At 57.1% G+C, this 12,619-nt stretch carries 8 protein-coding genes; 1 reads left to right on the forward strand and 7 read right to left on the reverse strand.

The genetic code is table 11. The features are described 5' to 3' along the window. Positions 1-68: 68 nt before the first annotated feature. From L972_RS18800 to L972_RS18815, 4 genes are all read right to left on the reverse strand, one after another. A complete protein-coding gene (locus L972_RS18800) occupies positions 69-1,589 on the reverse strand; it encodes a SpoVR family protein (protein ID WP_019445117.1) in 1,521 nt (506 codons plus the stop codon). Between the two features lie 9 nt (positions 1,590-1,598). Beyond that, entirely contained in the window at positions 1,599-2,870 is a 1,272-nt protein-coding gene (locus tag L972_RS18805) for a YeaH/YhbH family protein (protein ID WP_021230168.1), read from the reverse strand. 23 nt (positions 2,871-2,893) lie between these two features. Continuing rightward, positions 2,894-4,816, reverse strand: coding sequence for a PrkA family serine protein kinase (locus tag L972_RS18810; protein WP_005333223.1), 1,923 nt, complete (start codon positions 4,814-4,816; stop codon positions 2,894-2,896). A 591-nt stretch (positions 4,817-5,407) separates the two neighbouring features. Next, entirely contained in the window at positions 5,408-7,324 is a 1,917-nt protein-coding gene (locus L972_RS18815; protein WP_047440262.1) for a RecQ family ATP-dependent DNA helicase, read from the reverse strand. 354 nt (positions 7,325-7,678) lie between these two features. Between L972_RS18815 and sstT the strand changes: the two genes are divergently transcribed. Beyond that, positions 7,679-8,929, forward strand: a complete 1,251-nt coding sequence (sstT, locus tag L972_RS18820; protein ID WP_047440264.1) for a serine/threonine transporter SstT — start codon at positions 7,679-7,681, stop codon at positions 8,927-8,929. A 568-nt stretch (positions 8,930-9,497) separates the two neighbouring features. On the opposite strand, the gene L972_RS18825 is transcribed toward sstT, so the two are convergent. The 3 genes from L972_RS18825 to pabB all read right to left on the reverse strand — a co-directional run. Continuing rightward, positions 9,498-10,796, reverse strand: a complete 1,299-nt coding sequence (locus L972_RS18825) for a serine/threonine transporter (protein ID WP_047440266.1) — start codon at positions 10,794-10,796, stop codon at positions 9,498-9,500. Between the two features lie 216 nt (positions 10,797-11,012). Continuing rightward, positions 11,013-11,579 carry a CoA pyrophosphatase gene (locus L972_RS18830; RefSeq protein ID WP_047440268.1) on the reverse strand — a complete coding sequence of 189 codons (567 nt, stop codon included), beginning with the start codon at positions 11,577-11,579 and terminating at the stop codon, positions 11,013-11,015. 42 nt (positions 11,580-11,621) lie between these two features. After that, positions 11,622-12,619: aminodeoxychorismate synthase component I (gene pabB, locus L972_RS18835; protein WP_081990764.1), on the reverse strand; the 998-nt coding region annotated here is incomplete at its 5' end.

Consider the following 12,619-nt stretch of genomic DNA (forward strand, 5'->3'; position numbering starts at 1 on the left):
ATGCAGGCAGAGGCGAAGGCCGAAAAAATGGCCCACCGAAGTGGGCCGTAGAGATCTAGGGGCATGGGTCAGATCCCCGGTTTGCGCTCCGGGCAGCGGCCGATGATATCGGGCGGCAGCTCGCCGTTATCCTGCTCCAGCACCACGTCGAATCCCCACAGTTGATGCAGGTGTTTGAGCACCTCATGGCGTGAGTCGCCAAGGGGTATGCGGTTGTGGGGCACATAGCGCAGGGTGAGGGAGCGATCCCCCTTCACGGCAACGTTGTAGACCTGAATATTGGGTTCCAGATTGCTGAGGTTGTATTGGGCCGACAGAGTATTGCGCACTTGACGATAGCCTTCGTCATTGTGAATGGCGGAGACCTTCAGATAGTTCTTCAGATCATCGTCATCAATAGCGAACAGCTTCATGTCGCGCATCACCTTGGGACTGAGGAACTGGCTGATAAAGCTCTCATCCTTGAAGTTCTGCATGGCAAAGTGGAGGGTTTCGACCCAGTTGCTGCCGGCATAGTCGGGGAACCAGTATCTATCTTCCTCGGTCGGGTTCTCGCAGATGCGGCGCAGGTCAGTAAACATGGCAAACCCCAGCGCATAGGGGTTGATCCCCGAGTAGTAGCGGCTGTTGTAGGCCGGTTGATAGACCACGTTGGTGTGGCTGTGCAGCACCTCCATCATGAAGCGATCGCTCAGCTTGCCCTCGTCATAGAGGTGATTGAGGATGGTGTAGTGCCAGAAGGTGGCCCACCCCTCGTTCATCACCTGGGTCTGCTTTTGCGGATAGAAATATTGGCTGATTTTGCGCACTATTCGTACCACTTCCCGCTGCCAGGGCTCCAGCAAGGGGGCATTCTTCTCGATGAAGTAGAGAATGTTCTCCTGGGGCTCGGCGGGGTAGCGCCTGTCTTCCACACCAGCCGCTTTATGCTGCTTGGGCAGGGTTCGCCACAGCTCGTTGACCTGGGTCTGCAGGTAGTCTTCTCGTGCCTTCTGGCGCCGTTTCTCCTCGGCCATCGAGATCTTCTGGGGCCGCTTGTAGCGATCCACCCCGAAGTTCATCAGGGCATGGCAGGAGTCGAGCAGCTGTTCTACCGCCTCGATGCCATGCTTCTCTTCACACTGGGTGATGTAGTTCTTGGCGAACAACAGGTAGTCAATGATGGAGGAGGCATCGGTCCAGGCCTTGAACAGGTAGTTGTTCTTGAAGAAGGAGTTGTGACCGTAGCAGGCGTGTGCCATCACCAGCGCCTGCATCGGCATGGTGTTCTCCTCCATCAGGTAGGCGATGCAGGGATCGGAATTGATGACGATCTCGTAGGCCAGCCCCATCTGGCCGCGCTTGTAGTTGCGCTCGGTATGGATAAAGCGCTTGCCGAACGACCAGTGTTGATAGCCGATGGGCATGCCGACGCTGGAGTAGGCATCCATCATCTGCTCGGCGGTGATCACCTCGATCTGGTTGGGGTAGGTGTCCAGCTTGTAGAAACGGGCGACCCGGGCGATCTCCTGGTGATAGGTCTCCAGCAGATCGAAGTTCCAGTCTGGTCCGTCATCCAGTGGCGCTACACGTTTTTCTGTTTCGATCATGTGACCTCCTCACGCCGCTTGTTTCTTGAACAGCTCGCGGAACACCGGATAGATATCCTCGACCTTGCGAATGTGCTCCATCGCAAAGTGGGGGAACTGGCTGGCTACTGACTCATATTCGTGCCACAGGGTCTGGTGGGCACGGGTGGTGATCTCGATGTAGGAGTAGTACCGCACCCTTGGCATGATGTCCCGCGCCAGGATCTCCCTGCATTGCGGTGAGTCATCAGCCCAGTTGTCACCATCCGATGCCTGCGCCGCATAGATGTTCCACTGGTTGGCGGGGTAACGCTCGTTGATGATGTCATTCATCATCTTGAGGGCGCTGGAGACGATGGTGCCGCCAGTCTCCTGGGAGTAGAAGAACTCGTGCTCGTCCACCTCCTTGGCCTGGGTATGGTGGCGGATATAGACCACCTCGACGTTCTTATAGGTCCGGCTCAGGAACAGATAGAGCAGGATATAGAAACGCTTGGCCATCTCCTTGGTGGCCTGATCCATGGAGCCCGAGACGTCCATCAGACAGAACATCACCGCCTGGCTGGAGGGGACGGGCCGTTTGACGAAGTTGTTGAACTTGAGATCGAAGGTGTCAATAAACGGCACCGCATCAATCCGCCGTTTCAGCTCCCTGATCTCCTTCTCGAGCAGGGCTATTTCGGCAAAGTGCTCGTTGGGATCGGTGGCCAGCAGAGCCAGCCGCTCTTCCAGTTCGTGCAGTTGGCGTTTCTTGCCCGCTTGCAGCGCCATGCGCCGCGCCAGCGAATTTTGCAGGGAACGCACCACGTTGATGTTGGCGGGCACCCCGTTTGAGGTGTAGCCCGCCCGATAGGTTTTGACCTCCATCAGCTGATTGAGCTGGGTTTTCTGCAGCCTGGGCAGCTCCAGATCTTCAAACAGCAGATCGAGATACTCATCCTTGGAGATCTGGAACACGAAATCATCGGCCCCTTCACCCTGATTGGATGCCTGTCCCTCGCCGGAACCCTGTCCGCCGCCCCCTCCTTTGGGACGGTCAATCTTGTCGCCGGAGACGAACTGGTCATTGCCGGGATGCACCATCTCCCGTTTACCACCGTGCCCCTGATGAAAATGGGGCTCGCCGATATCCTTGGTCGGGATGCTGATGCTCTCGCCCTTGTCTACGTCCTGAATGCTGCGCTTGGAGACAGCATCCGAGACCGCTTGTTTTATCTGCTTCTTGTAGCGGCGGATGAAGCGCTGCCGATTGACAGCGCTTTTGTTTTTGCCGTTGAGCCTGCGGTCGATAAAATGCGCCATAACTCCCCCTTGAACAGTCAGGGTCAGGATGACTTGCGTACCCTGAGATACCATTCGGAGAGCAGTCGCACCTGTTTGCGGGTGTAGCCTTTCTCCATCATCCGTTCGACAAAGTTATCGTGCTTCTTCTGCTCCTCGGCCGAGGTTTTGCTGTTGAAGGAGATAACCGGCAGCAGCTCTTCCGTGTTGGAGAACATCTTCTTCTCGATCACGGTGCGCAGCTTCTCGTAACTGGTCCAGTTGGGGTTACGGCCTGCATTGTTGGCCCGGGCACGCAGCACGAAGTTGACGATTTCGTTACGGAAATCTTTCGGGTTGCTGATCCCGGCGGGTTTTTCAATTTTCTCCAGCTCGCTGTTGAGAGACGCTCTGTCAAACAGCTGGCCGGTTTCGGGGTCACGGTACTCCTGATCCTGGATCCAGAAGTCGGCGTAGGTGACGTAGCGATCAAAGATGTTCTGACCGTACTCGGAGTAGGACTCGAGATAGGCTGTCTGGATCTCCTTGCCGATGAACTCCACATAACGCGGAGTCAGATAACCCTTGATGAACTCAAGGTAGCGATCGTGCAGCTCTTGCGGGAACTGCTCGCGCTCGATCTGCTGCTCCAGCACATAGAAGAGGTGCACCGGGTTGGCAGCCACTTCCGCGTGGTCGAAGTTGAAGACGCGGGAGAGGATCTTGAACGCGAAGCGGGTTGAGAGACCATTCATCCCCTCGTCCACACCGGCGTAGTCGCGATACTCCTGATAGCTCTTCGCCTTGGGATCGGTGTCTTTCAGGCTTTCGCCATCATAGACCCGCATCTTGGAGTAGATGCTGGAGTTTTCCGGCTCTTTCAGCCGTGACAACACAGAAAACTGGCCCAGCAGCTCGAGGGTGCCCGGGGCGCATTTGGCCTCGGTCAATTCGCTGTTGATCAGCAGTTTCTCGTAGATCTTCACCTCTTCCGAGACGCGCAGGCAGTAAGGCACCTTGACGATGTAGACCCGGTCGAGGAAGGCCTCGTTGTTCTTGTTGTTGCGGAACTGCTGCCACTCGGATTCGTTGGAGTGGGCCAGCAGAATGCCGTCAAAGGGGAGGGCGGAGAGCCCTTCGGTACCGTTGTAGTTACCCTCCTGGGTTGCCGTCAGCAGCGGGTGCAGCACCTTGATGGGGGCCTTGAACATCTCCACAAACTCCATCACCCCCTGGTTCGCTTTACACAGCGCACCTGAGTAGGAGTAGGCATCGGCGTCATCCTGGGCGAAGTGCTCCAGCATGCGGATGTCTACCTTGCCGACCAGTGAGGAGATATCCTGGTTGTTGTCATCACCCGGTTCCGTTTTGGCGATGGCGATTTGATCGAGGATGGAGGGGTTGACCTTCTCCACCTTGAACTTGGTGATGTCGCCGCCAAATTCATGCAGGCGTTTGGCCACCCAGGGGGACATGATGGGACGCAGGTAACGGCGCGGGATACCGTACTCTTTTTCCAGTATCTCCCCATCCTCTTCGATGTCGAACAGGCAGAAGGGGTGATCGTTGACCGGTGAGCCCTTGATGCGATAGATGGGCACCTTCTGCATCAGGGATTTGAGTTTCTCTGCCAGCGAGGATTTACCGCCGCCAACGGGGCCCAGCAGATAGAGGATCTGTTTCTTCTCCTCCAGCCCTTGGGCGGAGTGTTTGAGGTAGGAGACGATCTGTTCGATGGCCTCTTCCATCCCGTAGAAATCTTTGAAGGCGGGATAGCGTGCCACGACGCGGTTGGAGAAGAGTCGGCTCAGTCTGGGGTTGGCTGAGGTGTCTACCATCTCCGGCTCACCGATGGCGGTCAGCAGACGTTCGGCTGCGGAGGCGTAGCAGGCTTTATCCTGCTTACACATATCCAGGAACTCCTGGATGGTATATTCCTCTTCTCTCGCTTTTTCATATCGCTGTTGGTAATGCTCGAATATGCCCATAACTTTGCCCTCGTTATAGTCGCTTACCCTGAAAAAAGTGGATGACTGCTTTTGTGTTGTGCGCTTTTAAAGCCTAGTCAACAGACTCCAGTAATCCATCACGGTTGATAGGTTAAATTCTGAAGAAACCTGCCCGATCCTTTTGCGGGGAGGGTCAGTCAACAACACCGCTATGTTACTGACTGTTAAATTATTTTTGCCACGATAGTGAGGCAAATGTCAAAGACATAAAAAATAAATGTTTATGGGAAACAGGGAACTTATTGCGAAAAGATTAAGGGCTTTGACGAAAGGCAATGGGGCTGCGGGTTGGCGAGGTTATGGATGAGAATGTCATTACGTGAACGTCAACGTAAGTTACTTTGTTTGGAGTTTTGGCTCTAATTTTTACATTGACGCTACATTTTGAGTGCCCTAGATTGGCGATGTGTGAGCAGCAAGACGCTTTAGCAAGAGAGTTGACTGTTGCCTCACCAAGCTCTGTTTAAGCACGTTTCCGTTGGCTTGACCCTCGCAACCGCGAGGGTCTTCTTTTTCTGTGTCTGTAAACGCTTGTTTCTGCTGGTGGCTATTGACGCCGCCAGCACTCATCTAGCAAGGGTAGGCTTGTTGCACGGCCGCGAGGACGCGGGCAAACGGGTGGGCGGCCAATTGGCCTGCGCCCGCCAGCGATTTGGCTTTGACCCGGCTGGTCAGCGGTGTGGCGATACCGCACAGGAAACGGGCCAGAACACGAGCATCCACCGAACCTGTCTTGGCAATCAGCGGATCGCACCAGGCACGGATCCCCGCCTCGTTTGGTATGGTCAGTGGGGGCAGGGGCGGGAGATGTGCCACCTCGCCACGACAAACCGAACAGTGGCCGCAATGAACCGGCGCCACCTCATCGGCAAAATAGCGGGCGAGGCGGTGGCTCAGGCACTCACTTGAGGTGAAAAAGTCGAGCATGGCTTGCAGTCTGGCCAGCTCGCTCTGCTCTTTTTGCAGGAACAGGGCATGCAGGGCATTTGCTTCCTGCTCGTTGTCCCATTCCTGACGGGTGATCCGGTAGACCTCGGTCATCTGTTTGCTTTCAAGCTCGATCCAGCCTTGCTGCTGCAGGTAGTCGAGCGCCGCAACGGCCCGCTGCCGCTCCCCCTGATAGCCCTGCCAGAGGGCGTCAAAGTCCATGGTGCACCAACTGCGCGCTTGCGGGGCGCAGGCGAACAGCTGCTCCAGAAACTGGCGACGATCCGGATTGAAGCGACTCACTATCTCGCCTTTATCCAGCACAAACTTGAAGCGGTAGTCGGCGTAGTAGCTGTAGGCCGGGGTGATGATGCCTGCCATCTCCAGATAGACCAGCAGGGTTTTAAGGGGCAACTGGCGGATATTGGTGTCGTTGGAGAGGCGCAGCAGGGTGAATTCCCACTCGCTCCCGCTCTGTTTGATGAGGGCAAGGAGCTGGAGGATGGCACTCAAATCCGGCGTATCGCCGTAGACGAAGTTCTCCAGCACCGGCAGCTGGCTCTGGTTGGCCAGCACGATACAGCGCGATGGTTGGCCATCCCGTCCGGCCCGGCCAATCTCCTGGCTGTAGTTCTCGATAGATTTGGGCAGATCGTAGTGAATGACCCGCCGGATATCTGCTTTGTCGATCCCCATGCCAAAGGCGATGGTGGCGACGATGCAGTCCACCTTGCCCGCCATGAAGTCGTGCTGGATCTGGCTGCGCAGCGCCGAGTCGAGTCCGGCATGATAGGCGCGGGCGTTGATCCCTTCTCTAATGAGTTGCTCGGCACAGGCTTCTGCGGTGTGTTGCAAGGTGACGTAGACGATGGTGGGGGCCCTTGGATCGTTGGCCAACTCCTGCGCGAGCCAGCTATCCCGCGCATCGGGCGACCGGGGAATGACCGCCAGATCAAGATTGGGGCGGTAGAAACCGGTGACCACGACCCCCTCCGGCGCTATGCCGAATTTGGTCTGCATATCCTGAATAACCGCCGGTGTGGCGGTGGCCGTCAGCAGCAACACCTGCGGGATCTTCAGGTCATGGCGATAGCTCGGCAGCTTGAGGTAGTCGGGGCGAAAGTTGTGGCCCCACTCCGAGATACAGTGTGCCTCATCGACGACCAGCAGCGAGAGCGGCACTTGCTGGATAAAGCGGCGAAAGCGCTCGTTTTTGAGTCGCTCTACCGAAATCATCAGGATCTTGAGCTGGCCATCCAGCGCCTGCTGCATCACTCGTTGGCTCTCCTCCGGGCTCTGGCTTGAGTCGAGGGTGGCGGCGCTTATTCCCTTGCTTTTAAGGAAGGCGAGCTGATCGTGCATCAGCGCCAGTAGCGGAGAGATAACCAGGGTCAGGTGAGGCAGGGCGAGGGCTGGCAGTTGATAACAGAGGGACTTGCCGGAGCCGGTGGGAAAGATGGCGGCGGCACTCTGACCTGCCAGCACCCGGCTGATCACCGCTTCCTGACCTGGCCTGAGTGCGGAGAAACCAAAATATTGGTTGAGCAGGGATGGGATCATGGCAAGGCTCCGCGGCAAATGGGGGATGATAGCACAGCGACACGGTCACGGGTGGCATAGGAATGGTCGTGAGGGTGAGGGCAGAGAGTGTCGATAAAACGTACAAAAATGGGTGGTTGCGCTGTAGTTAGGGTTTTGTTGCGGTTTTTTGTGATGGAAACGGGATATTTTTTGGTGAGTCTCTGGAAAAAAAAGATGGTGAATGGGATATTCCGTCATGCAATCCGGTGACTGGCGGATCGGCCCGACAGAAGGCTGGCCACAGACACCACATCCGGGCGACAGGGGTCTCCCGATGAGTGGTTGCAGACAGGACTCATGATTCATGCACTATGGTGCTTAGGGACTTTTTTGATGACACAACAACACCCCCTCCTTCGGCTGGTTAATAGCACCAGCCTGGTCAGCCAGATCCTGGTTGGTCTGGTATTCGGTATCTTGCTGGCACTGTTTGCGCCCGAGTGGGCGATAACGGCAGGCCTGCTCGGCAGTCTGTTCGTTGGTGCACTGAAAGCGGTAGCCCCGCTGCTGGTATTCGTACTGGTGATGGCGGCCATCATTGGTCACAAGCAGGGTCAGAAGACCAATATTCGCCCGCTGCTGGCGCTCTACCTGTTTGGTACCTTCTCTGCGGCCGTGGTCGCGGTGATTGCCAGCTTCCTGTTTCCCTCCAACCTCCATCTGGTGGCCAATACTGCCGAGATCACCCCGCCAGGCGGGATCACTGAGGTGCTGCAGACCCTGCTGTTCAACGTGGTGACCAACCCGGTCAAGGCGCTGATGGATGCCAACTATATCGGGATCCTGGCGTGGGCTATCGGTCTGGGTATCGCCATGCGCCATGCCAACGAGAGCACCAAGGCGCTGATCACTGACCTGTCTCACGGTGTCTCCGCCATCGTGAAAGCGGTGATCCGCTGTGCTCCGCTTGGGATCCTGGGTCTGGTTGCCTCCACGCTGGCAGAGACCGGCTTCGATGCCCTGTTTGGCTATGCCCAACTGCTGGTGGTGCTGATCGGCTGCATGCTGTTTATCGCCTTTGTGGTCAACCCGTTGATCGTCTTCTGGAAGATCAAGCGCAACCCTTATCCGCTGGTGCTGACTTGCCTCAAAGAGAGTGGCGTGACCGCCTTCTTTACCCGCAGCTCTGCCGCCAACATCCCGGTCAACATGGCGCTGTGTGAAAAACTGCGCCTGCCCAAAGATACCTACGCTGTCTCCATCCCGCTGGGTGCCACCATCAACATGGCGGGTGCGGCCATCACCATCACTGTGCTGGCCATGGCGGCGGTACATACCCTGGGGATGGAAGTGGACATGGCAACGGCCATTCTGCTCTCCGTGGTCGCCACCATCAGTGCCTGTGGCGCATCCGGTGTCGCCGGTGGTTCCTTGCTGCTGATCCCGCTGGCCTGTAGCCTGTTTGGCATCAGTAACGACATCGCCATGCAGGTGGTTGCTGTCGGCTTTATCATCGGTGTGTTGCAGGATTCTGCCGAGACAGCGCTGAACAGCTCCACCGACGTGCTGTTCACCGCCGCAGCTTGCATGGCCGAAGATGAAACCCTGCAGGATGTGGCTCCGGTACCGAGCCGCGAAGCCTGATCTCGCAACGGTCAGTTTCGCAACACACTTGCGCCCTCTTCGGAGGGCGCTTTTTATTGTCGGCTTTGCTCTCTTTTCCTCTTTGAGCAATCTCATTGGCTGATGTGCCGGACATTCTGTCGCCCTTGTCCAGGGTGCTGCCTTATCTTTGTCCCTTCGAGTTGTGCTTACTCCCTCTGTTGTGCGTCACACACCTTTGTCTGCTCTGCTAACAGCCGATTGCTATGGCTTACCCCAGCTCTTTAAGACAATCACAGCATCACAGCATCACAGCATCACAGCATCAAAGAAGAATGGAGGTGGCTGGCTGCGGCAGATGAACCCGTCCTATCAGACACGCCATCATGGTTTGGTGAGGGGGAGTAAACGTGTTGGCGATATTGAGCTGCGGGCATGAGGGGTCATGTTGATACCCGACGTGCTCAGTCATGGTGCTGGTGAGCATGCAGATATCCAACAAAGGGAGTAATAAGGAGAGAGCAGGGCAATCGCGGATGCAGAGATTGCAGAGATAAAAAAGCCAGCCGACTGTTTGGCTGGCTTTTTGTTATCAGTGGCAGGTGGGGGATTAACCGACCAGCTGATAGAGGATGGCGGAGATGGCGATCATCCCCATCACAGCGACAAATACGTTGCTGATATGGCCCTGATACTTCGCCATGGCCGGTACGCGCTTGATGGCGTACATCGGCATGATGAACAGGATGGTAGCGATGATCGGGCCGCCCAAGGATTCAATCATGCCCAGAATGGAAGGGTTGGCAATGGCAGTGCCCCACAGGGTCAGGATGAAGAAGGCGATGATGAACATCTCGACTTTCTTGGCGTTCGGCTCTTTGCCGGACTTGCGCATGTTCTGCACGATCATCCCTTTCAGACCTTCACGGGCACCCAGATAGTGGCCGAAGAAGGAGGAGACGATGGCCACGAACGCAACCAGCGGACCGAAGTAGGAGATGATGGGGCTGGCATGCTGGTTAGCCAGATAGGAGAGCACGGCGATGTTCTGAGCCTTGGCTTCTGCCAGCTGGGCCGGTGTTAGGCTCATGACGCAAGAGAAGACGAAGAACATCACGAAGCCCAGCAGCACCATGGCGGTACGCTTGAGGATGGCATCGGCTTTCTCGACAGCCTGATCACCGTGGTCGCGGCGCTGGGCCAGGGAGAAGCTGGAAATGGCCGGGCTGTGGTTGAAGGAGAAGACCAGTACCGGGATGGTCAGCCACAGGGTCGTGGCGAAATCCTTGGCAGAGGGCACTTGCTCCAGCGCCGCGCCGGTCCAGTCCGGGATCAGGTAGAGGGAGATACCGGCCAGAATGGCGATCAGCGGATAAACCAGCAGCTCGGTCACTTTCAGCATCAGCTTTTCACCGGCCAGCATCACCGACATCATGCCCATGATCAGCACGATGGAGAGGATCCAGCGCTGCGGGGCACTCATCTGCAGTTGGTTGACCATGAAGCTTTCGACGGTGTTGGTGATGCCTACGCCGTAGATCAGCACGATGGGGTAGATGGCGAAGAAGTAGAGCAGGGTGATTAATTTACCGGCCCCCACGCCAAAGTGTTCTTCCACCACTTCGGTGATGTCTGCGTTTGGCTTTTTGGAGGAGAGCACGAAGCGGGCCAGACCACGGTGAGCCAGATAGGTCATGGGGCCTACCAGCAGCGCCATGACGACCAGCGGCCAGAAACCGCCCATACCCGCGTTGATCGGCAGGAACAGGATCCCCGCGCCAACCGCGGTCCCGAACAGACTGATGACCCAGGTAGAGTCGCGTTTTTCCCAACGAGTGGTTTGAGTAGAGCTGATCCCTTGCTCTGTTGACGCCGCAACTCCCTGCGTGCCAGTGACTGTGTTTGACATCTATCTCACCCCGAATGTGTGGTTCTTATTAAGTCGGCGCAAGGATACGGTTTTTCTAATCAAAAATGTTGATCAAATTCATCTTTACGGCACGAAAAACCGCACTTTCTTATGGAAATGTGATCAAAACAAGAAAAATTCAATTATTGTTTATCAATTGGCACGTTATTTTAGTGTTAATGATTAAATCTCGCTCAGTCAAATGTAAGTAAATTGTTATTTTGCGAGATGCTGGGCTAGCTGGTTGATCATGCTGGCGGTAGCCCCCCAGATAAAGTGCTGTTGCCAGGGGATCCAGTAGATGGTGTGCGCTTTCCCCCCTCTGGAAAGGGTCAGGGGGATGTGGTTGCGCCGATCCAGCAGATGGGTCAGCGGCACTTCGAAGGCGTGATCCACCTCATCCGGACTCAGGATGAGGGGATAGTTGCCATCGAGCAGCCCCAGCACCGGCAGTACCTCGAATCGTGACACCGTATTGAGGGGGTTGAGGGTGCCGATCACTTCAATCAGTTGGGCCGGAATGCCGAGCTCCTCTTCGGTTTCCCGCAGCGCTGTGGCAATGAGGTTTTCGTCGCCGGGATCCTGTCGCCCGCCGGGGAAGCTGATCTGCCCCCCATGATGACGCAGCCGTGGGCTGCGCCGGGTCAATAACACGCTGAGCCCCTCATCGCGCATCACCACCGGGATCAACACCGCAGCCGGACTGAGCCCGCCGATGGCGAGGCGATGGGCCGGGGCGGGTCGCTGCAACTGGAAGCGGGTCAGCAGTTCGTGGCGATCCATGGCGGGGAGCTCTCCTGTGCGTTGGCCTGACAGTGGGGAGGGTTACAGCGCCGACAGCGGCGGCAGGATGCGGGCGACCTTGTCATAGGTCTCCTGATATTCGCTGTCGGCGTCGGAGTCGGCGATGATGCCGCCACCGGCCCAGCAGTGCAGGCGACCCGCTTCGGCGATCAGGGTACGAATGCAGATGCTGGTGTCCATCCGACCATGCTGGCTGAGATAGCCGATGCTGCCGCAATAGGCGTTGCGACGCTGGGGTTCCAGCTCTTCGATGATCTCCATGGCGCGGATCTTGGGTGCGCCGGTGATGGAGCCGCCCGGGAAACAGGCCCGCAGCAGATCGACCCCTTGCCAGCGTGCATCCAGCTCACCGTGGATGGTGGAGACCAGATGATGTACCGCCGGAAACGACTCCACCGCAAAGAGATGAGGCACGCTGACCGAGCCAGGCCGGCTGACCCGACCTATATCGTTGCGCAGCAGATCAACGATCATCAGATTCTCTGATCTGTCCTTGTCGGCCTGCGCCAGCTCCCGCGCGACTTGCCGATCGGTGGCCGGATCAGGGTGGCGAGGGCGAGTGCCTTTGATGGGTTTGGTTTCGATATGGCGGCCATCGAGCAGCAGGAACCGCTCGGGGGAGAGGCTCAGCAGCGCGCTGTCCGGCAGGCGGATAAAGGCTGAGAAGGGGGCCTTGTTGGCGGTGGCCAGCAGGCAATAGGCCTGCCACTCATCCCCCTGATAGGGGGCGCTGAAACGCTGGGTCAGGTTGATCTGGTAGCAATCCCCCGCTGCGAGATATTCCTGAATACGGGCAAACTTTTCGCCATACTCGGCGCGGCTCATATTGCTCTGCCACGACCCCTGCAAGGCAAAAGCGGGGGCCGGTTTGGCCTGTTGTTGCTCAAGCCAGGCCAGCCGGTTGGCCAGTCCCGCTTCATCCCCCCAGTGCGCCAGTTGCCAGTCGCCGGTCGCCACATTGCGCAGCAGCGCCCAGTCGTAGATGCCCACCGCCATGTCTGGCACCGCGATATCGGCGG

This window comes from Aeromonas sp. ZOR0001, assembly GCF_000801015.1.
Lineage (GTDB): Bacteria > Pseudomonadota > Gammaproteobacteria > Enterobacterales > Aeromonadaceae > Aeromonas > Aeromonas veronii.

Coding starts and splice junctions, on each gene's coding strand:
- L972_RS18800 (WP_019445117.1), bottom strand. CDS start 1,589: ATGATCGAAACAGAAAAACGTGTAGCGCCACTGGATGACGGACCAGAC.
- L972_RS18805 (WP_021230168.1), bottom strand. CDS start 2,870: ATGGCGCATTTTATCGACCGCAGGCTCAACGGCAAAAACAAAAGCGCT.
- L972_RS18810 (WP_005333223.1), bottom strand. CDS start 4,816: ATGGGCATATTCGAGCATTACCAACAGCGATATGAAAAAGCGAGAGAA.
- L972_RS18815 (WP_047440262.1), bottom strand. CDS start 7,324: ATGATCCCATCCCTGCTCAACCAATATTTTGGTTTCTCCGCACTCAGG.
- sstT (WP_047440264.1), top strand. CDS start 7,679: ATGACACAACAACACCCCCTCCTTCGGCTGGTTAATAGCACCAGCCTG.
- L972_RS18825 (WP_047440266.1), bottom strand. CDS start 10,796: ATGTCAAACACAGTCACTGGCACGCAGGGAGTTGCGGCGTCAACAGAG.
- L972_RS18830 (WP_047440268.1), bottom strand. CDS start 11,579: ATGGATCGCCACGAACTGCTGACCCGCTTCCAGTTGCAGCGACCCGCC.